The 20878-nt window shown below is 71.2% G+C and carries 19 protein-coding genes and 3 pseudogenes; 10 read left to right on the top strand and 12 right to left on the bottom strand.

Annotation, left to right across the window (positions count from 1 at the left end; translation table 11 throughout):
• Window positions 1–147, top strand: a pseudogene (locus AB0F13_RS21335) (lytic transglycosylase); the annotation flags it as partial.
• Window positions 148–312: 165 nt separating this feature from the next.
• On the opposite strand, the gene AB0F13_RS21330 reads toward AB0F13_RS21335, so the two are convergent.
• The 3 genes from AB0F13_RS21330 to AB0F13_RS21320 form a co-directional block, all read right to left on the bottom strand.
• Window positions 313–1764: an MFS transporter gene (locus AB0F13_RS21330; RefSeq protein WP_362084422.1), complete on the bottom strand. Its 1452-nt coding sequence runs from the start codon at window positions 1762–1764 to the stop codon at window positions 313–315.
• 283 nt (window positions 1765–2047) lie between these two features.
• Window positions 2048–3169 (bottom strand): PP2C family protein-serine/threonine phosphatase, encoded by a 1122-nt coding sequence (locus AB0F13_RS21325; RefSeq protein ID WP_362084419.1) that lies wholly within the window; start codon window positions 3167–3169, stop codon window positions 2048–2050.
• A 229-nt stretch (window positions 3170–3398) separates the two neighbouring features.
• Window positions 3399–3818, bottom strand: a complete 420-nt coding sequence (locus AB0F13_RS21320; protein WP_362084417.1) for a hypothetical protein — start codon at window positions 3816–3818, stop codon at window positions 3399–3401.
• Between the two features lie 228 nt (window positions 3819–4046).
• Here AB0F13_RS21320 and AB0F13_RS21315 point away from each other — a divergent pair, with 228 nt between their 5' ends.
• Entirely contained in the window at window positions 4047–4466 is a 420-nt protein-coding gene (locus AB0F13_RS21315) for a DoxX family protein (protein ID WP_362084414.1), read from the top strand.
• A 32-nt stretch (window positions 4467–4498) separates the two neighbouring features.
• Here AB0F13_RS21315 and AB0F13_RS21310 read toward each other — a convergent pair whose 3' ends face one another.
• Window positions 4499–5377, bottom strand: coding sequence for a LysR family transcriptional regulator (locus AB0F13_RS21310; RefSeq protein ID WP_362084411.1), 879 nt, complete (start codon window positions 5375–5377; stop codon window positions 4499–4501).
• A gap of 139 nt (window positions 5378–5516) precedes the next feature.
• Here AB0F13_RS21310 and AB0F13_RS21305 point away from each other — a divergent pair, with 139 nt between their 5' ends.
• Complete coding sequence (locus AB0F13_RS21305) at window positions 5517–6356, top strand: alpha/beta fold hydrolase (protein WP_362084408.1); 840 nt, start codon at window positions 5517–5519, stop codon at window positions 6354–6356.
• Window positions 6357–6372: 16 nt separating this feature from the next.
• Here AB0F13_RS21305 and AB0F13_RS21300 read toward each other — a convergent pair whose 3' ends face one another.
• The gene (locus AB0F13_RS21300) at window positions 6373–7011 is read right to left on the bottom strand and encodes a maleylpyruvate isomerase N-terminal domain-containing protein (protein WP_362084405.1); all 639 of its coding nucleotides are present in this window, start codon (window positions 7009–7011) and stop codon (window positions 6373–6375) included.
• Window positions 7012–7177: 166 nt separating this feature from the next.
• On the opposite strand from AB0F13_RS21300, the pseudogene AB0F13_RS21295 reads away from it, so the two are divergent.
• Together AB0F13_RS21295 and AB0F13_RS21290 are read left to right on the top strand one after the other, a co-directional pair.
• Window positions 7178–7414: pseudogene (locus AB0F13_RS21295) on the top strand (SMP-30/gluconolactonase/LRE family protein); the annotation flags it as partial.
• 43 nt (window positions 7415–7457) lie between these two features.
• Window positions 7458–8669, top strand: a complete 1212-nt coding sequence (locus tag AB0F13_RS21290) for a cytochrome P450 (RefSeq protein ID WP_362084402.1) — start codon at window positions 7458–7460, stop codon at window positions 8667–8669.
• A gap of 42 nt (window positions 8670–8711) precedes the next feature.
• On the opposite strand, the gene AB0F13_RS21285 is transcribed toward AB0F13_RS21290, so the two are convergent.
• Entirely contained in the window at window positions 8712–9620 is a 909-nt protein-coding gene (locus AB0F13_RS21285; protein ID WP_362084399.1) for a squalene/phytoene synthase family protein, read from the bottom strand.
• A gap of 189 nt (window positions 9621–9809) precedes the next feature.
• Window positions 9810–10166, bottom strand: a complete 357-nt coding sequence (locus AB0F13_RS21280) for a DUF6355 family natural product biosynthesis protein (RefSeq protein ID WP_362084396.1) — start codon at window positions 10164–10166, stop codon at window positions 9810–9812.
• Window positions 10167–10323: 157 nt separating this feature from the next.
• On the opposite strand from AB0F13_RS21280, the pseudogene AB0F13_RS21275 reads away from it, so the two are divergent.
• Window positions 10324–10831: pseudogene (locus AB0F13_RS21275) on the top strand (DUF2867 domain-containing protein); the annotation flags it as partial.
• A 69-nt stretch (window positions 10832–10900) separates the two neighbouring features.
• Here AB0F13_RS21275 and AB0F13_RS21270 read toward each other — a convergent pair.
• The 4 genes from AB0F13_RS21270 to AB0F13_RS21255 all read right to left on the bottom strand — a co-directional run bounded on the left by AB0F13_RS21270 (window position 10901) and on the right by AB0F13_RS21255 (window position 13645).
• On the bottom strand, window positions 10901–11335 hold the full coding sequence (locus tag AB0F13_RS21270) for an SRPBCC family protein (RefSeq protein WP_362084393.1): 435 nt from the start codon (window positions 11333–11335) through the stop codon (window positions 10901–10903).
• 90 nt (window positions 11336–11425) lie between these two features.
• A complete protein-coding gene (locus AB0F13_RS21265) occupies window positions 11426–12358 on the bottom strand; it encodes an anti-sigma factor RsbA family regulatory protein (RefSeq protein ID WP_362084390.1) in 933 nt (310 codons plus the stop codon).
• Window positions 12355–12723: an STAS domain-containing protein gene (locus AB0F13_RS21260; protein ID WP_362084387.1), complete on the bottom strand. Its 369-nt coding sequence runs from the start codon at window positions 12721–12723 to the stop codon at window positions 12355–12357. The genes AB0F13_RS21265 and AB0F13_RS21260 overlap by 4 nt, the downstream gene beginning before the upstream one ends.
• Before the next feature lie 82 nt (window positions 12724–12805).
• Window positions 12806–13645 (bottom strand): RNA polymerase sigma factor SigF, encoded by an 840-nt coding sequence (locus AB0F13_RS21255; RefSeq protein WP_362084449.1) that lies wholly within the window; start codon window positions 13643–13645, stop codon window positions 12806–12808.
• Between the two features lie 267 nt (window positions 13646–13912).
• Between AB0F13_RS21255 and AB0F13_RS21250 the strand changes: the two genes are divergently transcribed.
• Window positions 13913–14086, top strand: a complete 174-nt coding sequence (locus AB0F13_RS21250) for a CsbD family protein (protein WP_362084384.1) — start codon at window positions 13913–13915, stop codon at window positions 14084–14086.
• A gap of 217 nt (window positions 14087–14303) precedes the next feature.
• Here AB0F13_RS21250 and AB0F13_RS21245 read toward each other — a convergent pair whose 3' ends face one another.
• Window positions 14304–14753, bottom strand: coding sequence for an SRPBCC family protein (locus AB0F13_RS21245; RefSeq protein ID WP_362084381.1), 450 nt, complete (start codon window positions 14751–14753; stop codon window positions 14304–14306).
• A 192-nt stretch (window positions 14754–14945) separates the two neighbouring features.
• Here AB0F13_RS21245 and AB0F13_RS21240 point away from each other — a divergent pair, with 192 nt between their 5' ends.
• The 3 genes from AB0F13_RS21240 (at window position 14946) to AB0F13_RS21230 (ending at window position 20850) form a co-directional block, all read left to right on the top strand.
• Window positions 14946–15146, top strand: coding sequence for a hypothetical protein (locus AB0F13_RS21240; protein WP_362084378.1), 201 nt, complete (start codon window positions 14946–14948; stop codon window positions 15144–15146).
• Window positions 15147–15230: 84 nt separating this feature from the next.
• Entirely contained in the window at window positions 15231–16310 is a 1080-nt protein-coding gene (locus AB0F13_RS21235; RefSeq protein ID WP_362084375.1) for an ABC transporter permease, read from the top strand.
• Window positions 16311–16605: 295 nt separating this feature from the next.
• On the top strand, window positions 16606–20850 hold the full coding sequence (locus tag AB0F13_RS21230) for a HAMP domain-containing protein (RefSeq protein WP_362084446.1): 4245 nt from the start codon (window positions 16606–16608) through the stop codon (window positions 20848–20850).
• Window positions 20851–20878: the final 28 nt, after the last annotated feature.

Genomic DNA, 20878 nt, shown 5'->3' with positions numbered 1-20878 from the left:
CTGCAGATCATCGACCCGACGTTCAAGGCGTTCCATGTCGAGGGCACCTCGTGGGACCCGTTCGACCCGGTTGCCAACATCACCGCGTCGTGTAATTACGCGGCCGGCAAGTACGGCTCGATGGACAACGTCAACTCCGCCTACTGATCAAAAGGCGCACTGGTACGAAAAGGGCGGCGGCACCCTCACGGGGTGTCGCCGCCCTTCCTCGTCCGTGCCGTCTCCTGACTACTGCCAAAGGTCCCACAGGGCCTGCGTCCCGGCCCGGACCCGAGGGACCGGGCCGGGGTGGCCTCACCCGCGTCGACCTGGTCAGTGGTGCGCTTCAGCTGCCACCGGCTTCGGGATCATGAAGGACGTCGCGATGGCGGCGGCCAGGATGAGCACCCCGGTGATCATGCCGGCGGTGTATCCGCCGGCCGAGGCGGCGTCGCCGGGCAGGACCGCGGTCTTGACCGCGTAGAGCAGCGCGAAGCTCAGACCGGCGCCCAGATTGAAGGCGCCCGCGTTCAGGCCGGGCAGGAAGCCGGGGTTCTCGCCGGGGGAGAGGACGATCCCGAGCCCGTTCAGGACGATGTTCGCCACGCCCGCGTAGGTGATGCCCACGAGGACGGAGGCCACCAGCAGCATGGTGCGCGAGTGCGAGGGCAGGGTGACGATCATCAGGACCACGGACGCCACGGATCCGGTGAGCCCCAGCCTCAGGACGCGGCCGTATCCGAACGTGGCCGCGAGCCGGCCGGCGACCGGGCCCATGGCCAGGCCGGCGAGCGCGTACGGCGTGAGGGTCCACCACGCCGACTCCTGGGCGCTCATGCCGAGCCCGGCCCGGGCGTCCTGGGCGAACGAGGGTATGAGCCCGTTCATGACGGCGAACACGCCCGTCATGGTGAGCACGGTGGTCAGCAGGGTGGCCCATGTCGCGCGCTGCTTCAGGTGCCGCGTGGCGACGAGCGGGTGGTCCGTGCGGTCCTCGGTTCGCCAGAACAGCGCGAAGGCGACCGCCGAGACGGCCACCAGGACGGCGACCAGCGTCCAGCGTGCGGCCGCCAGCTTCCCGGCCTCATTGAGGGCGATGAGCAGCGATCCGACCGACACGACGATCAGGGCGACGCCCGGCCAGTCCATCCTGTTCGAGGCCGGAACCTTGGACTCCGGCGTCAGGGTCGCCACCAGCGCGGTGGCGACGGCGGCCACGACGGCCATCGCCCAGAAGACCGCCTGGAAGCCGTGGTTGTCGGCCAGGAACCCGCCCGCGAGGGAGTCGGCACCGGCGATGCCGCCGTTGACGGCGGTGATCACTCCCAGCAGGGTGCCGTACCGCTTCGGCTCGGTGACCTCGACCCGCAGCATGATCAGGCACAGCGGGACGGTCGGACCGGAGGCTCCCTGGATGACGCGGCCGACGAACAGCATGGGCACGCTCTGTGCCAGTGCGGCCACGACACAGCCGACGGCCATGAGCGCCAGCATCCCGGCCAGCACCTTGCGGCGCCCGATGACATCACCGAGCCGCGGCAGGAACAGCGAGAACAGGGCCGCCGAGGTGAAGAACGCGGTCTGTGTGAGCCCGATCTCGGCGGAGGTGGCACCGAGACTGTCCTCGATGCTCTTCAGCGCGGGGCTGAGCATGCTCGCGTTGAGCTGGAAGGCGATACAGGCCGTGAGGAGCGCGGCGACCAGCACAGCCACCCGGGTGGTACGGCCGCCCGGCGACCCGGTGGTCCGGTCCCCGGTGCGGTGGTCGGATTGAGAAACGTTCATGCCTCGACGTCTTCATTTGTGGTCGACAAGAAACTCTGCTCAGCTGAACAGCGGTGAAATGGATCTTTCGGAGCGCAGCAGAAAGGGCTGCCACCGGAAGGCGCGCCCCGACGCTTCCGGCGCCGGCGCGAGCCGGCGACGAACCGGCCGTACCCTCAGCCCATGGCCAAAGGTACCGTCTCCGGTCATTTTGCCAGGAATCGCAGGCACCGGCCCCGAACGTTCCGGCAGCCAGGCGGCGGCCGTGACGGCCTTCGGGGGGCCGCCGACAGGGCCCGAAGGCTCAGGAGGCCCGGCGGTGGACGGCGACGACCGCGGCGTCGTCCCCCAGGTGGCCGTCGACGTGGCTCATCAGCTCGTCGCGCAGCTGCCGCACCAGCGCTTCGGGGCTGTCGCCGTTCCAGCCGGCCGCTCGCTCGGAGAGCGGGAAGAAGGCGCCCGCAGCGTCACGTGCCTCGATGACGCCGTCGGTGTAGAGCAACAGCAGATCGCCCTCCTCGAACGGGAACGTCTGCACCTCGTGGTCGGCCGGGCCTTCCAGGCCGCCCAGCCCAAGGGGCAGGTGGCTGACCGTGGGCTCAAGGGCGATGACGCGGTTCCGCCGGAGGAGGAGGGGCGGAGGATGGCCGCAGGAGATCAGGTGGACCACCGGTTCGTCGTCCGGGATGTCCAGCAGGATGGCGGTGGCGAAGGACTCCTCGTCGTCCGGCTCCTGCCCGGTCCGCCACTGGACGGTGTCCCAGCGGAACGCCCCGTCCAGGTGGACGGCGAGGCGGGGCAGCGTCGCCTGCCGGTGGGCGGCGGCACGGAACGCGCCCAGCAACAGGGCGGCACGACTGATCGCGGGCAGGCCCTTGCCGCGGACGTCGCCGATGAGCAGCCGGGTGCTGCCGCTCACGGTGCGCGCCGCCGCGTAGAGGTCGCCGCCCATCTCCGCCTCGGTCTCGGCGGGCAGATACAGACAGGCGATCCGCAGGGGGCCGCTGCGGCGGGGAAGCGGCTGCAGCAGCACGTGCTGGGCGGCCTCGGCGACCGACCGCACGCGGTACAGCTCCCGCTCCCGCCGGTCCCGTACCAGGCAGAAGACGACAAGCAGCGTGGAGACGACGATCAGCGCGGCGATCTGGGTCTGGATGTTGGCGGTGGTCAGCACCCCTCTCAGGGCGCCGATCACCACCTGGGCGACGACGGTGAGCGCGCCGACCAGCGCCGTCAGGCGCGCCCCGGCGAACGCCACCGTGAGGGCCGGCGCCGCCACCAGCAGAGGACCGAGGTGGATGTGGGAGGGGGCGAGGATGTCGATGACGCAGACCGCGACGATCAGCCCGAGCGGGATGACCACACGCGCCGGCGCGTGGCCCGGCTCCCAGGAACGGCGGAAGCCGGTCGGCGGCCGAAAGGACATGCGCCAAGTCTGCCACCCGCAGTCCCGGGTGCCGGGTGTGCGCGCCCGGCACCCGGGCGGCCGGGGCTGTCCGGTTCGGCCGCGGCGACGACAGCCCGTTGCCGTATGCCGCCCGGCCGGGTCCGTGCTCACCGGCGGCACCGCTGCACGCTTCAAGGAGGCCGTCACCCGGGGCACCGTCCACGGAACACGCCGACCGGGCCCGTACGACCCGCCGGCCGCCCGCCGCTCACTTCACGACGACCGTGGCCTTCCAGGGGATGATGACCTGGGCACAGAGGTGACCGAGATCGGGTATGCATCTCTTGTAGGAGTCGATGGTCGTGGTGCCGGGGTCCTTCGCCCGGAAGTCCGTCGTCACACTGCCGTCCGGCGAGTTGACGGAACCGGTCGGAAAGACGACCCAGGGATCGCCGGTCACGGGTGTGCTCCACGCCCACACCGCACCGGGGGTGCGGGTCCCGGTGAGCTGGACTCTGACGTTGTCACCGCTTCGCACGGTCACGGTCCTGCCGTTGTCCTTGTTCGTCAGTACGACCTCGTCCACGGTCACCCTGGCCGTCGCGGACGCGGGCCCGGCGAACGCCACCGCGGCCAGCGTCACACCCAGGGCGAACGGAACAGCCGAAAACGTGGCGGACTTCTTCACGTCATCACCTCACGCCGGTTCGAGGACTTCGTCGGAACCCGTCTACACCCCTGCCGGCGCCCTCACCCCCGCCAAATCCCGCCATCCTGCCGCCCCGCCCCCGAGCGGATGGAGGCCTGACAGCGACGCCGCCGGCGGGCTCGGTGAGCCCGCACGGGGCGACGGACGTAGGCTGAGGAGTGGATTGTCCCGGCTTCAAGTAATGCCGTCCCCCGACCGGAGGTCGTCATGGACATCCTGGTTCTCATCGGCCGGATTCTCTTCGTGCTCCTGTTTCTCGGATCGGCCGTCGGCCACCTCACCAAGACCAAGGTCATGGCCGGATACGCCACGTCCAAGGGGCTGCCCGCCGCCACGGCCGCGACGGCCGGCAGCGGACTGCTGCTCCTGGTCGCCGCGCTGAGCGTGCTCCTCGGGGTGTGGGCGGATCTGGGCGCGCTGCTGCTGGCGGTGTTCCTGGTGCCGACGGCCCTGCTGATGCACCGCTTCTGGCAGGAGAGCGACCCGATGGCGCGCCAGCAGGAAATGATCCACTTCGAGAAGGACATGGCGCTGGCGGGCGCGTGCCTGATGCTGCTGGCCTTCTTCTCCCACACCGGCCACGACCTCGGCCTGACGCTCACCGGACCCCTCTTCCACATCCGCTGACGTCCAGCCACCGGTCACGTCCTGCGGTGGCGCTATGCGGCGTGGCACGCCTCGATCAGGGCGCGCAGCCCGGCGCACGGCGGGTCCGGCCGCACCGCGAGGTAGCTGCGCATCACCGGGGCGGGGTTGCGCAGGGGCCGGAAGACCACGCCGGGCACCGGGAGCTGGTCGGCGTGCGGAGCGTAGAAGACCGTCCAGGACGGCTTGCCGAAGCCGATGCTCGCCAGGGTGTCCTGCGCGGTGGTGAACTCGGGTCCCAGGACCGGCTCGAAGCCCGCTTCCCGGCAGGAGCCCACCACCAGCTCGTACAACGCGGGGTTACGGGAGGGGCCGGCCAGCCGCAGGGGCAGCCCGGCCAGATCCGCCATGTCGATCACGGCGCGTACGGCGAGGTCGTGCCGGGCGGGCAGGGCGGCCATCAGCGGGTCCTGCCACAACGCCAGCAACTCCAGGCCCGTTCCGGCGCGCTCTCCCCGCAGCAGGGTCGCGTCCATCCCGCCGGAGCGCACGGCCTTCAACCGGGCGTCGGTGGCCGCCGTGACCAGTTCCAGGTGGGCGTCCCCGGCGAGCCGGGCGAACTCGGCGAGGATGGTCTCCAGCCGTGCGCCCAGCCCCGAGCTGGTACCGAGCCGCAGGGTGACGGCCCGGCCCTCGCGCAGCTCGCCGATCGCCGCGCGGGCCCGCGCCTCCGCGGCCAGCACCTCTCTGGCGTGCGGCAGCAGACGGCTGCCTGCTTCGGTCAGCCCGACGGACCGGGTGGTCCGGTCGAACAGCGCCGCACCCAGCTCGCGTTCCAGCCTGCGCACCTGCTGGCTGACCGCCGACTGCACGATGTGCAGCCGCTCCGCGGCCCGCCCGAAGTGCAATTCCTCGGCCACCGTCAGGAAGTAGCGCAACTGCCGGATCTCCACACCCACCCCATTGATCAGTTTTCGTGATGAGTGTAAGCGCACTTCGCCCATTGGTCGCGGACCGCGGCCTCGATGGGATGGGGACCCCAGGAGCCGCCTTCGCGGGTCCTTCCGAGAAGACCGATGGAGCACCGGACCGATGCCGAAGACAACCCTGCGCATCAGCGGCGGCGAAGCCACCGTGGAGTACGACGTGACGGGCACGGGACCAGGGCTCGTCCTCGTCCATGGCACCGCGGCCACCCGCCAGCAGTGGCTGCCGCTGACCGCGGCGCTCTGCGACCGGTTCACCGTGGTCGCCCCCGACCTGTCGGGCTCGGGCGGCACCACCGATCACGGCGGCGCCCTGACCCAGGCCGACCTCGCCGACGAGGTCATCGCCGCCGCCGATGCCGCCGGACTGGACACCTTTCATCTGGCCGGCCACTCGCTCGGCTCGGTCGTCGCCACTCACCTCGCCGCGACCAGGCCGGAGCGCGTCCGCTCGCTCGCGCTGCACGCCGGATGGGCGTACACCGACGTACGGATGGACGCCGAGTTCCGCTACTGGCTCGAGATGCTGCGCGCGGACGCCGCGCAGGGAACGATGCTGTTCCCCAGAATGCTGCCCCTCATGGCGTTCGGGCCCCGGTACTGGGAGCGCACGGACGCGGCGGCCAACGAAGAACTCGTCCACGCACTCGTAGGGATGATCACCCCCGGCGCGGTCCGGCAGACGGAGATGGACCGGCTGGTGGATGTGCGGCCGCTGCTGGGCCGTGTCACGGCGCCCACGCTGGTGCTGGCCAGTGCGCACGACCGCATCATCGGCGCGCACCAGCAGCAGGCGCTGCTCGCGGGGATCGCGGATTCCCGTTATGCCGAGATCGACGCCGGGCACGGGGCGCCGGCGGAGGACTCGGACGGATTCGTGGCGAAGCTGGCCGGCTTCCTGGACGAGCGGCTGGCGGCGGAGCGGGTCGTGGCACAACAGCGGTAGGCGCGCCGCGGGGTGCTCAGAAGGCCGTGATGGTGGCGGGGGCGCGTTCGGCCCGGCTGAGCGCCCGCAGGACGCCCGTCGGGCCGTGGCGGCGTACGGCAAGGCGGGACAGCAGGCCGACGACGGCGTCGACGGCGCCGGGCGGCAGCGCCGGCGTCGGGATGCCGACGCTGACCGCCAGGTCGTCGCTGTGCACCGCGAGTTCCATCATCCGGGTGGTCAGCAGGTCGTCGAGCGTCAACGACCACGGCCCCCACAACGGGATGCGCACCGGCCGGCCGGCCGCCGACGCCAGGCTGCCCGTCAGCTCCCCGACGGCCGCACCGACGCGCGCCGCCAGTGCCGCGGGGCCCTCCGCCGCGGCGTCCTCCCCGCCGCGCCGGATACGGACGTTGATGTCGTCGTCGATGCCGGCGCCGATCCACTCCACCCGGTCGTAGTGCTCGAGGAGCGGGACGGTCGGCTCCCGCGGCGGGGGAGCGGCCAGGGCCTGGGGTACGGCCAGCACCTGATAGGCCAGGTGACCGGCGAGACCGCCCACGCTGAACGCGGGCAACGCGCTCGGCCCGCTCCACGCGGCGGCGACCGCCGGCTCCCGCAGCAGCTTCGCCGCCGAGCGGGCCGTGGCGAGGAAGTCGTCCGTGGTACCGGTCATCCCGCATCCTCCCGATGAGCCTGGCCGGCACCGGCCAGGGCGGCGGGGCCACTGCTTCCCGTCCCGTCGGGCGCCGGGTCAAGGCTGACACGCGGCGGCCTTTGACGCCACGATGGGCCGCTGAGCGATCGAGCCGGCCGGCCTTTCCGGAGGCAGGACCGGCGGCTTCGACAACATCCGCTTCGACGAAGACGGGCGGCTGCGGGCCGCCGCGTTCGACGACGGTGTGCACTGCTACGACCCGGACGGCACCCTCGTCGACAGACTCCACGTGCTCCACGTGCCCGAGCCGGTCTCCGACATCGCCTTCGGCGGCCCGAAGAGCAACCGGCTGTTCATCTCAGCCACGACGTCCCTGTACTCGCTCGTGACGGGAGTGACGGGGCTGCCCCGGGTGCCGTGACCATCGCACGCGGTGACGCCGTCCCTGGCGCTAGCATCCGGGCATGGACACGAGTCCCGCCTTCGATCCGTGGTCCCCTCGTTTCGTCGCCGACCCGTACCCCGGCTACGCGAAGCTGCGGGCCGCCGGTCGCGTCCACTGGTTCGCGCCCACCCGGCAGTGGCTGGTGCCCCATTACGCGGACGTACGGGCGCTGTTGCGCGACCGGCGGCTGGGGCGCACGTATCTGCACCGCTTCAGCCACGAGGAGTTCGGGCGGACCGCGCCGTCCGCCGAGCACGAGCCCTTCCACGTTCTCAACGGCAACGGCCTGCTCGACCTGGAGGCCCCCGGCCACACCAGGATCCGGCGCCTGGTGTCGAAGGCGTTCACCCCCCGCACCGTCGAGGAACTCGCTCCCACCGTCGAGCGGCTGACCCGCGAGCTGGTGGACGGCCTTCTGGCCGACGGCGGAGGGGACCTGATCGGCGCGGTGGCCGAACCGCTGCCGGTGGCCGTCATAGCCGAAATGCTCGGCATCCCCGCCGCCGACCGCGGTCTGCTGCGGCCCTGGTCGGCGGACATCTGCGGGATGTACGAGCTGAACCCGGACGAGGAGACGGCGCAGCGCGCGGTGCGGGCCTCGGTCGAATTCTCCGCATACCTGCGGGACTTGATCGCCGACCGCCGCGACCGCCCCGGCGACGACCTGATCAGCGCGCTGATCGTCGCCCACGACGAGGGCGACCGGCTCACCGAACAGGAGATGGTCTCCACCTGTGTCCTGCTCCTGAACGCGGGCCACGAAGCCACCGTCAACACCACCGGCAACGGCTGGTGGGCCCTCTTCCGTCATCCGGACCAGCTCGCCGCCCTGCGCGCCGACCCCGCGCTCCTGCCGGGAGCGGTCGAGGAGCTGATGCGCTACGACACCCCGCTGCAGCTCTTCGAACGCTGGGTGCTCGAGGACATCGAGGTCGACGGCACCCTCATCCCGCGCGGCAGCGAGGTCGCCCTCCTCTTCGGCTCCGCCAACCACGACCCGGCCCGCTTCCCCGACCCCGGCCGCCTCGACGTCACCCGCACCGACAACCCCCACCTCAGCTTCGGCGCGGGCATCCACTACTGCCTGGGTGCGCCCCTCGCGCGCCTCGAACTCATCGCCTCCTTCGGCGCGCTGCTGCGCCGGGCACCGGAACTGCGGCTGGTGGCGGAGCCCGAGTGGAAGCCGGGCTTCGTGATCCGGGGGCTGCGGGAGCTGCTCGTCGAGTGCTGAACGTGCCGAGCGCGGCCCGCGGGTCCCGCCCGCCGGCTCTCGTCAGCGGCCGCGCCGGCCGAACTCGCGGACCAGGATCCCCAGCGCGGTCGGCAGCGAAGGCCGCGCCGAAGAGCGCAGCAACCCCGCACCCTTGGCCATGGCGGCATCGGCGGTGAGAACTTCCAGCGCGATGACCGCCCGGGTGAACGCGCGGTGGGCGGGCGGCGCCAACCGGGGCAGACGCCGGCTCGCGAGCAGGTCACGACGGGCCTGGGCCAGGAGTTCGGTGAGCAGCGCGCGTACCGCCGGGGTGTCGCGGCCCTGGGCGAGGTCGCCGCGGGAGACGCCGTGGTGCTTCAGGGCTTCCTCGGGGAGGGTGAGCCGGCCCTCGCACAGGTCCTCGGCGAGGTCGTTGACGAAGTCGAGCCGCTGGCTGCCGTCGATGTAGGCACGGCACAGCCTGCGTACGGCAGCGGGCTCGGCGTCCGGCTCCAGGAGCAGACACGCGATGAGCATGAACGCCGGCAACGAGTAGGCGTCGACGTACCGCTGGTAGTCCGCCTCGCCCGCGAAGCCGGTGAAGTCCCGGTCCATGTGCGCCCCCGCCAGGAACTCCTGGACATGCCCCCGCAGAGAAGGGTGGACGGAGACGGTGTGCAGCAGCGGGCGGAGCACCGGCTCTCCGCTCCTGCCGGTGGCCAGGGCGTCACGGACCTCCTTCTCCCATGCCGCACAGGCGTCCTCTGCCCGGCCGCCCGCGGGGCTCGCCTCGAGAAGGGTGTCGGTGTGATGCATGAAAGCGGTGGCGGCGATGACGTGCGGGACGAGCGGGGAGGGGAGCAGCAGCCGGACCGCGGCGTAGGCATGGCGCCGGTAGGCGGAGACCAGGTCGCGCTGACGGGTGTAGTCGCCGCGCAGCTGTGCGTCGTGGATGCCCGCGAGGGTGAGGGTCCTGTCCCACCTGTGCATGCCCGTGGCCCTTCTGCGAGTGGTGATGAGCGGACCGAGCCTATCCGCCAACCGGGAGGCGCCCGATGCGTGGAGCGGGAAGAGCGCCCAGTGAGGCGGAACCGGTCTGCATGAGGAGCTCCACCCGCTACCTGCCCGGGAGGCCGGGCAGGCAGCGGGTGCCGGTACTACTGCGGCGGGCGGAGCCGGTCAGGGACCGGTGTCCCCGGGGTGGGAGCACAGGCCGCCCCGGTAGTTGCTGTCGTACCAGGCGCCGGTCGCGTCGCTGTCCAGGACCGTCCTGCCCGGGCCTACGCAGCGGTGGTAGTCGGACCGCGGCCACCGTGTGACCTGGATCCACACGTTGGTGTTGGTGGCGCAGTGCTCGTAGTAGGCGTGTTCGCCGCCGCTGGACTTGTTCCAGCCGCAGGCGTTGATCCGCTCAGCGGCTGCATCGGCCGGAGTGGCCAGCGAGCAGGCCAGCACGCCGGCGACCGCGAAGGGGACGAGGGCGAGCAGGCGGGTCCGGCGAGGCCGTTCGGTGGAGGAGAGTTCACGTGATCGCATGAGGGATTCCTTTCGACAGGGAGGCCGAATCATGGGTGTTTCTGCCTCTTCCGTCAGGTTGGACCCTGTGCGCACGCTGTGGCCACACCATTCGATGATGGTCGAAGGACCGGACAATTCGCCCAGAAGGATGTTTGGTGAACGCCTGTCAGTTCGAATGTCGCGGCGTTTCGGAGGCCGAAGAGAACGGAAGTGGCCCGGCGCCGTGACCGACGCGGAATCGGTCGCCGAGGCGATGAAGGGCATCGACACGGCGTACTGCCTGGACCACGCCCTCCGCACCGGTTCCGGCTTCGAACGCACCGACAGCACTACCGCCCGGATCCGCGGCGGGCAGCCGCGCGCCGCGGGAGTGCGGCGCATCGTGTACCTGGGGGTCTCGCCCCGGCCGGATTCCCGGCGAACCGGTTCTCGCCCCACCTGCGCTCGCGCGCCGAGGCCGGCACGGTGCTCCTCGTCTCGGAAGCACCGACCGCGGTCCTGCGCGTCGTCGTCATCATCGGCTCCGGCTCGGCCTCGTTCGAGATCCTGCGGTACCTCACCGAGCGGTTGGCCGGTCATGGTCACCCCCGACTGAGTACGCACCCCGGATCCAGCCGGTCGCCGTACGCGACGTCCTGCGCTACCTCGTCGGCTGCGCCCACCTCCCGGACGACGTCAACCGCCCCGTCGGCCCCGTCGGCCCCGGCGTCATCACGGACGAGCCGACGGACGCCCGGCAGTGACACCGCGCGTCACTCGTCCAGCAGACGCCTCACCACCCGGCCGAAGAGCCGGCGGCCGCCCCGGTCCGTCACAGCGCCGAACACGGGCGGCAGCCCCCTGACACGGAGCGCCTCGCGCCAGACGACCCACGAGCCCGCCCCGTGCGCGCCCACCTCCAGCTCGGCCCAGCCGGTGATCACAGAGCCGCGTTTCTCCAGGCGGCAACGGCCGGGGGCGCCGCCGGAGGGCGGCTGCCAGCGGACGACCTCCATGACGTCGTCGACGGCCAGGGGCCCCAGCCCGGTCCGTGCCACGAACCGCGTACCCACGCGCGTCGGGGGCGGAGTCGTCACCACGATGCGGGTGAGCGGAACATGTGCCGCGTGCCGCTCCCAGTCGGTCAGCCGCTGCCACGCCTCGCCGACGGGCAGCCCCGAACGGTGCCGGACCAGGAAGGGCGTCATGCCGGCATCGTATGCGTGCCCCGCGCCGCACGGGCGGCAGGAACGGCGTCCGTGCGGCGCCCGGATCCCCGGCTCTCCGCGAAACCGCGGTCAGCGCCGCAGATAGCACCGCATGGTGGTGCCGCCCGGCAGGGTGTGGGTGCGGACGAGGTCGCTGACGTAATGGACGAGCAGCAGCCCCCGGCCGCCGGGGCGGTCGGGCGGCGGCGGGCAACGGCCCGCGAGCGGGTCACTGATGTGCCCGCCGTCCTCGACCTCCCACACCACGTACTCGCCCTCGGCCCAGATCCGTACCGTGCCGCGGCCACCGCCGTGCACGACGCTGTTGGTCGTCAGTTCGGCGACGGCCAGCGCGAGATCGTCCCGGCGGCCGGGCGATAGTCCCAGCGCGACGGCACGCTCCAGGACCAGGTGCCGGGCGTCGGGAAGCAGGGCGCTGTCGAACGAGAAGGCGAAGGCGCCGGGCGGGTGCGTCAGCGGCTCGTTGTACGTGGCGATGACGTGGTCGGGGGCGTAGGACCGGCTGGACAGCTCCAGGCCGTCGCAGATGACGACGGGGTGCGTCGCGTGCGCGTCCGCGAGCACCTGGGGGGCCAGACGGGCGGCGTCGTAGGGGCACAGGATGGTGACCCGGCGCCCGGTGAAGGCGTGATTGATCAGGGCCTCGTGCTGGGCGCAGGCCGGGTACTCGGCGGAGGACCGGCCCGCCCAGACCGGCTCGCCGATCAGGCGGACGCGCCCTTGCGGGTGGGCGTCGGCGAAGGCCCGCAGGACCCGGGGGATGATCCGCCCCGGGTTGCGGCCGGCCTGTTCCATGTCGACGAACCGCACCGCCGCGCCGTCCTTGCCCAGCTCGCCGCGCAGCATTTTCAGATTGTCCTGAGGAACGGCCACCGCCACCGGCTCCCCGGCCTCCAGCCCCGCACGGATGAACGACACGTTGGCGGACAGGTACTCGGACTGGTCCCGGTAGAACAGCGCCGGGTGTGTGAACGCCTCGGTCCCGGCTGCCACTTCCCTCACCCTGTCACCTCGATCGCTGCCAAGCCGGACCAGAACGCCTCCAAGGTACGGCGAAGCGAGGGCGGGGGCCGGTCCACGATGATCCGCCGGCCGCTTTCGAGCCGCTGAGCCGTGAGCGCCAGCGCGGCGGCGCCGGCGACATCGACGAAGGTGACGGCGGCCAGCTCCAGGCAGGGGGCGCCACCCATGCCCGGCAGTGATTCGAGCGCGCCTTCCCACGTCCTGTGCGTGTTGAGGCTCACTTCCCCCGACAACCGCAGGCCCGGCCGTTCCACGAGCAGCCGGACGTCCAGGGCCGCCCGGCAGCACGGAACGCCACCGCTCCCGCCGGGTGCCGGGCCGGACCGGGCGGCCGGTTCCGTCATGTGCGTGCTTCCGGGCTCGTCGGGCTCGTCGTCATGGAACTCGTCGTCATGGAACCAGTATTTCCCCCGTACCGCCCTCGGGTCACTGCTCGGTCAGCATGTGTTCGCGCAGTTTGGCGAGCGTACGGCTGAGCAGCCGGGAGACGTGCATCTGGGAGACGCCGAGCTCCGCGCCGATCTGCGACTGTGTCATCTCCTCGCCGAAGCGCATCCGCAGTATCCGCCGCTCCCGGTCGTCGAGCCGGGGCAGCAGCCGCTTGAGGACCTGGAGGTTCTCGACCTTCTCCAGGTTCTCGTCCAGGGTGCCGATACGGTCGGACCAGGGCCGGGAGCCCGTGTGGCCGCCGCCCCGCGGAGTGTCGTCCTCGGCGGACGCGTCGAGGGAGTTGGCCCGGTAGCCGTTGCTGGCGATCTGGGCCTCGATGACCTCCTCCTCCGACAGGTCCATCACGTCGGCCAGCTCCTTGACGCTGGGGGAGCGGCCGAGGCGGCTGGAGAGCTCGTCCGTCGCCCTCGCCAGCTCGACCCGCAGCTCCTGCAGCCGCCGCGGCACGTGGACGGCCCAGCTGGTGTCACGGAAGAAGCGCTTGATCTCACCGGTGATGTAGGGGATGGCGAAGGTGGTGAACTCCACCTCCCGCGTGAGGTCGAAGCGGTCGATCGCCTTGATGAGACCGATGGTGCCGACCTGGACGATGTCCTCCATCTGCTCCGCACGGGACCGGAAGCGGCCGGCTACGAAGCGGACCAGGGAAAGGTTCATCTCTATGAGCGTGTTGCGCACGTACTGGTACTCATGCGTGCCCTCCTCGAGAACCACCAGACGATCGAGGAACAGCTTGGTCAGGGACCGGGCGTCCCGCGGGTCGATGCTGCCCGCGTTCTCGATCCTCACCGGCCCGTCGGCCTGCGGCTCGCACACGTGCGTGCCGCTCCCCTCGGCCTTCGCCGACCGCGTCGCATGTGTGGTGGTCACGCGTACCCCTCCTTAGCTCTGCTGTCAGTGCCGCTTCTGCCCTGGGCCCGGGTCCTCATTCCCCTCTCGGCGAAATTTCCGGATGACGGGCCTTCCGGTTCGGCCGGGCCCCCATCGGTGTTGCTGCTGTGTTTGCCTGCCGGGGCCAGGGGCAGCCGATCGGATGCACGCGACGGACCGACCGCGATGAACCGCAGACGGGAGAAGTTGACGATGAGCGCCAATGAGAAGGCGAAGGCGAAGAAGGAGCAGCTCACCGGCAAGGTCAAGAAGGAAGCCGGTCGCGCGGTGGGCAACGAGAGCAAGACCGCGGAGGGCCGGACGAAGGAGTCCAAGGGCAATCTGCGCGGAGCGAAGGAAAAGGCCAAGGACGCCTTCCGGGACTGACTAGAACGCATAGCGCGAAGGGCGGGGCCGCAGCCTTCCGGCTGTGGCCCCGCCCCTATTTGATTGGCTTCCCGTCCTTCTTCACGCCCGGTTCGCTTACGTTTTCGGACCGGTTTCCTTACGCTTTTCGGGTATTGCCCCGCCGACGCCCGACGCCCCCGGCCCGTCGGCCGGGGGCGGCGGCGTGCGGCTCGTCCTGCCGGAGGCGTCCGGACGCTCAGACCTGACCGCGCCACTGGCCCGTCTCGAAGCCGCGCGACTCGATGAAGGTCTTGAAGCGCTCCAGGTCGCCCTTGGCCTGGCGGCGGACGAAACCGAGCTTGTCGCCGACCGTGTCGACGAACCCCTCGGGGTCGTGGTCGAACTGCAGCATCACCTTGGTGCGCGCCACGTCCAGGCGGTGGAAGGTCACCACGCCCGCCTGCCGGACCTCGCCGGCCACAGTCGTCCAGGCCACCCGCTCGTCGGGGATCTGCTCGGTGATCACGGCGTCGAACTCCCGCTTGACGCCGTCCGTGTTCGTCACCCAGTGGGTGAGCGTCGGAGTGCGCTGTTCGACGCGTTCCACGCCCTCCATGAACCGGGGGAACTCCTCGAACTGCGTCCACTGGTTGTACACGGTGGTGATGGGCACGGCGACCTCGACCGACTCCTCGATCTGCGTCATCCTGACTGCCTCCTCTTGCGTGGCGTATCGGGTGGTCGCCAAGCGGCTTCCCCCGATCCGTGCCGTCAGACGTCCCCCTTTCGGCGGGGCCCGGGCCGGCATGAGCTGCCGGTCACGGGGAACCGGGAGAGCCTGGGCAGTGGGAAGGCCACGGCTGTCGTCCGCGGATGCACGCGGTGAGGAGGAGACGCGATGAGCGGCAGGAAGAAGACCGAGACGGCCACCGGCGAGGTCCTCAAGGAGTTCGAGAAGGCGGAGAAGCGGCCCGGAAGCGGGCACGAGGGTGACGCGGCCGACGCCCTCACCCCCAGCAGGCGGGCGCAGGAGGCGTCGCAGGGTGGCGGTGACGGCCGTACGGATGAGGGGGAACACCCGCCCCGGCACGGCGGGTGACGCGCCGGGCGCTCCCTGCCCGGGCGCCCGGGGGCCCGGGGCACCGGCCGCGCTGAGTTCGCGATGTCAGCTTATGGTGGCTTTGTGCTTGGAGCGAGCGGTGACGGCGGCGACCCTGCCACCGTCGGGAGACGGCGTGGCACCGGCGGGCGCTGGAGGGCGTTCCGCCACTCGCCGTTCTTCCCGGCCACCGTGCTCGCCCTCATCGTGGCCGCGGCCGCCGGTCTCTTCGCCGGCTCGTACACCTACGCCATGGCCAATCCGACGCCGCACAGCGTCCCCGCCGCCGTCACCGGGGTACCCGCGCCCGAGGTCAAGCGGGCCGAATTCGTCCAGGGCATGGAGAAGGCGCTGGGCGCCGAGCTCCAGTTGCACCATTACGCCACGTACGAGTCGGCCAGGGACGCGGTGGAGGAGCAGCGGGTCTACGCGATCCTCCAGGAGCGTTCCGGCGCGGCCGAGCTGGACGTCTCCGGCGCGTCCGGGGCCACCGTCGCGCAACTGCTGTCCGAGACCGCACCCCGGGTCGGCCGGGCCATGGGCGTGCCGGTGACGGTCAGGGACATCAACCCGCTGCAGAAGGGCGACCCGCGCGGCCTCGCACTCTTCTACATCTCCCTCGCCGCCGTCATCGTCGGCTTCGTCGGCGCGATCCAGCTGAGCGTCCACGCCCGCGAGCTCAACCCGGCCGAACGCATCGCCTTCACCGCCGGCTACGCGCTGCTGGGCGGTTTCACCATCGCCGCCGTCGTGGACTGGGGACTGGGCGCGCTGCGCCTGCCCTTCGGGGAGTCCTGGATGATCCTGGCCCTGACGATGTTCACCTCGGGCATGGTCTTCTCGATGTTCAACGCCCTGATCGGGCGGTGGGCGATGCTGCCCACGTGGGGGCTGATGGTCCTGCTGGGAAACCCGTCCTCCGGCGGGGCCGTCTCCTGGCCGCTGCTGCCCTCGCTGCTCGGTTCGATCGGCCGCTGGCTGCCGCCGGGGGCCTCCGTCAACGCCCAGCACACGGCCGTCTACTTCGGCGGGCACCAGCACGTCTTCCCGTTCGCCGTGCTCGGGTTGTGGGCGGCCCTCTCGTCCGCGGTCTTCTGGATCTGGCGCCACCGCCACCCGGGCGGACGGGACACCGGCACCGTGGCCGCCGCCCCCGCGAGCTGACCCCTGCGCCCCGGCCCGCCGACGCCCCCGGCCGACGCGGGGACGAACCCCCGGGCGCCTGCCCGCACATGGGCACCATCACCCGATCGCACCGGGCCCACCTGCGATAGCCTCGCAACGGCGCGTGTGCCGCACCGGGCGACCGGGACCCGGACCGAGTGGACGGCACGGGCGCCGAAAGTCCAGCGCGTGTGTGCGCGCACGGTGCTCTTCGACCTGTGTTGGACGAGTGGAACGAGGCCGGTACATGAGCGACGGCACGCTGGACGGTTCCCTGCCCAAGGCGCGCGGGAGAATGCCACGCCGTTCCGCCGACGCGGTGGAGCCGGAGCTGCGGCAATTGCTGGCAGGGCTGACCGCGGTACGCGACGGTGACTTCGGCACCCGCCTGCCCGACGGCGGGGAGGGCCTGCTCGGCGAGATAGCCACTGTCTTCAACGGGATGGTGGACCAGCTGTCTCTGTTCACCTCCGAGGTCACCCGGGTGGCCCGGGAGGTCGGCAGCGAGGGCCGGCTCGGCGGCCAGGCACAGGTGCCCGGCGTCTCCGGGACGTGGAAGGACCTCACCGACTCGGTCAACGCCATGGCGGGCAACCTCACCACGCAGGTCAGGGACATCGCCCAGGTGGCCACCGCCGTCGCCAAGGGCGACCTGTCGCAGAAGATCGACGTGGCCGCCCAGGGGGAGATCCTTGAGCTGAAGGACACCGTCAACACGATGGTCGGCCAGCTGTCCTCCTTCGCCGCCGAGGTCACCCGGGTGGCCCGGGAGGTCGGCAGCGAGGGCCGGCTCGGCGGCCAGGCACAAGTGCCCGGCGTCTCGGGGACATGGCGCGAACTCACCGACTCCGTCAACTTCATGGCCGGCAACCTCACCGACCAGGTGCGCAACATCGCCCAGGTCACCACGGCCGTGGCCAAGGGCGACCTGTCACAGAAGATCACCGTCGACGCCCGGGGCGAGATCCTGGAGCTGAAGAACACCATCAACACGATGGTCGGCCAGCTCTCCTCCTTCGGCGACGAAGTCACGCGCATGGCCCGCGAGGTGGGCACCGACGGCATCCTGGGCGGCCAGGCCGACGTCAAGGGCGTCTCCGGCACCTGGCGGGACCTGACCGACTCGGTGAACTCCATGGCCGGCAACCTCACCGCGCAGGTGCGCTCCATCGCCCAGGTCGCCACCGCCGTCGCCCAGGGCGACCTGTCGCAGAAGATCCGGGTGGACGCCCGGGGCGAGATCCTGGAGCTGAAGGAGACCATCAACACGATGGTCGACCAGCTCTCCGCGTTCGCCGACGAGGTCACCCGCGTCGCCCGTGAGGTGGGCACCGAGGGCAACCTGGGCGGTCAGGCGACCGTGCGCGGCGTGTCCGGCACGTGGAAGGACCTGACCGACAACGTCAACGTCATGGCCTCCAACCTGACCGGGCAGGTGCGCTCCATCGCCCAGGTGGCCACCGCCGTCGCCCGCGGCGACCTCTCCCAGAAGATCACCGTCGAGGCGAAGGGCGAGGTCGCCGCGCTCGCCGGCGTCATCAACGTCATGGTGGACACCCTGTCCGCGTTCGCCGACGAGGTGACCCGCGTGGCGCGCGAGGTGGGCACCGAGGGCATCCTCGGCGGCCAGGCCAGGGTGCCCAACGTCGCGGGCACCTGGAAGGACCTCACCGACCACGTCAACTCGATGGCGAACAACCTGACCAACCAGGTGCGCAACATCGCCCAGGTGACCACGGCCGTCGCCAGGGGGGACCTGTCGAAGAAGATAGACGTGGACGCCCGGGGCGAGATCCTTGAGCTGAAGAACACCATCAACACGATGGTCGACCAGCTGTCCTCCTTCGCCGCCGAGGTCACCCGGGTCGCCCGGGAGGTCGGCAGCGAGGGCCGCCTCGGCGGCCAGGCGGAGGTCGAGGGCGTCTCCGGCACCTGGAAGCGGCTGACCGAGAACGTCAACGAACTGGCCGGGAACCTCACCCGCCAAGTGCGGGCGATCGCCGAGGTCGCCAGCGCCGTGGCGGAGGGGGACCTGACCCGGTCCATCAACGTCGACGCCTCCGGCGAGGTCGCCGAGCTCAAGGACAACATCAACTCCATGGTGGGCTCCCTGCGGGAGACGACCCGGGCCAACCAGGAACAGGACTGGCTCAAGTCCAACCTGGCCCGCATCTCCGGCCTCATGCAGGGCCACCGCGACCTGGCGGTGGTGGCCGAGCTCATCATGGACGAGCTGACGCCCCTCGTCGGCGCGCAGTACGGCGCGTTCTACCTCGCCGAGGACGGCGACGACGGCACGGTCCTCAGGCTCATCGGCTCCTACGGCTACCCGGCCGGCGACGATCGCCCGCCCTGCATCCCCCTGGGGTGCTCGCTGGTCGGCCAGGCCGCCCGGGGGCGGCGCACCATCACCGTGGACGGACTCCCGGCCGGTTACGTCACCATCAGCTCGGGGCTGGGCCGTGCCGAGCCGGCCGGCCTGATCGTGCTGCCCCTCGTGGTCGAGGACCAGGTCCTGGGCGTCATCGAACTGGCGTCGGTGTCCGTGTTCACCCCGGTGCACCGCGACTTCCTCGACCAGCTGATGGAGACCGTCGGCGTCAACGTCAACACCATCCTGGCCAACGCCCGCACCGACGAGCTGCTCGCCGAGTCCCAGCGGCTCGCGGCGGAGCTGCGGGCCCGCTCCGAGGAACTGCAGGTCCAGCAGGAGGAGCTGCAGCGGTCCAACGCCGAGCTGGAGGAGAAGGCGGCGCTGCTCGCCTCCCAGAACAGCGACATCGAGCACAAGAACCTGGAGATCGAGCAGGCCCGCCAGGAGCTGGAGGAACGGGCCCAGCAGCTGTCCCTGGCCTCCAAGTACAAATCGGAGTTCCTGGCCAACATGAGCCACGAACTGCGCACCCCCCTCAACAGTCTGCTGATCCTCGCCCAGCTCCTCGCCCAGAACCCCACCCGGAACCTCACCCCCAAGCAGGTCGAGTACGCCGGCATCATCCACTCCGCGGGATCCGACCTGCTGCAGCTGATCAACGACATCCTCGACCTGTCGAAGGTCGAGGCCGGCAAGATGGACATCACGCCCGAGCCGGTCTCCCTGCGCCATCTGCTGGACTACGTCGAGGCCACCTTCCGCCCCATGACGGCCCAGAAGGGCCTGGACTTCCGGATCAGCACCCACCCCGGGCTGCCGGCCGAACTCCTCACCGACGACTCCCGGTTGCGGCAGGTCCTGCGCAACCTGCTGTCCAACGCGGTCAAGTTCACCGAGGAGGGCAGCATCGAACTCCTGATCACACCCGTCACCGAGGCCGAGCTGCCCGAGCCGGTCCACCGGGGCGGCCCCGCCATCGCCTTCCAGGTGAAAGACACAGGCATCGGCATCGCCGAACAGCAACTGGAGACCATCTTCGGCGCGTTCCAGCAGGCCGACGGCACCACCAGCCGCAAGTACGGCGGAACCGGTCTGGGGCTCTCCATCAGCCGCGAGATCGCCTACCTCCTCGGCGGCGCCGTCACGGCACAGAGCACACTCGGGAACGGCAGCACCTTCACCCTCTTCCTTCCCGTCGCCCGCGCGGACTTCGCGGAGGTGATCGCCGGCCCGCCGAGCACCGGCCCCGAGGCCGGCGCGGACGCCGCCGACGACCAGGCACTCCTCACCGCACCGCTCGTCCCCGCGCGACGACGACTGCTGGTGATGGAGGAACGGCCGCGCGCACTGCTGTCCCTGGTCGCCGAGAGCGCCGTGGCCGACCTCACGGCCGGCCGGCACTCGCCGGGGCCGGGCGTCATGGCCGAGGTCGTCACGGCCGTCGACGCACAGGAAGCCGTGGCCTTGCTCGCCGCCGAGCCGTGCCACTGCGTGGTGCTGGAGGTCAGCATGTCCGCAGGGGCGGCCATGCGCCTGCTGGAAGCCATGGACGGCGACCCCGCGCTGCGCAGCGTCCCCGTCCTGGCGCACAACAGCCGGCGCCTGGACGCCGCCCAGGAACAGGCCCTGCAGGAACACGCCGCGCACCGGCCGGTCGAACTGCTCTCCAGCCTCGACGAGTTGCGCGAGCGCATCGCCCTGCACCTGTCCGCCGACGCACCGGGCGACGTCCTGCCCCTGGTCCGCCCGGACAGCTCACGGCAGAGCGACCCCCTCGAGCGCGGCGGCGCGCTGGCGGGCCGTACCGTGCTCGTCGTCGACGACGACACCCGCAACGTCTACGCGCTCACCGGCATCCTCGAACTCCAGGGAATGCGGGTGCTGCACGCGGAGAACGGCCGCATGGGCATCGAGACCCTGACCAGGCACCCGGAGACCGACCTGATCCTCATGGACGTGATGATGCCGGAGATGGACGGCTACACGGCCACGGCCACCATCCGGGCGATGCCGCACTACGCGGACCTGCCAATCATCGCCGTCACGGCCAAGGCCATGCCGGGCGACCAGGAGAAGAGCCTGGCTGCCGGGGCCAGCGCCTACATCACCAAGCCCCTCGACGCCAACGACCTCATCGCCTGCATCCACCGCTCACTGAACCTGTAGGCCCTTCGCGCCCCCGGGGTTCCGTGCG

The organism is Streptomyces sp. NPDC026206 (genome assembly GCF_040638465.1).
Classification (GTDB): Bacteria; Actinomycetota; Actinomycetes; order Streptomycetales; family Streptomycetaceae; genus Streptomyces.
Note: the sequence above shows the minus strand (reverse complement) of the source record. Positions and strands in the feature narration are given on the sequence as shown.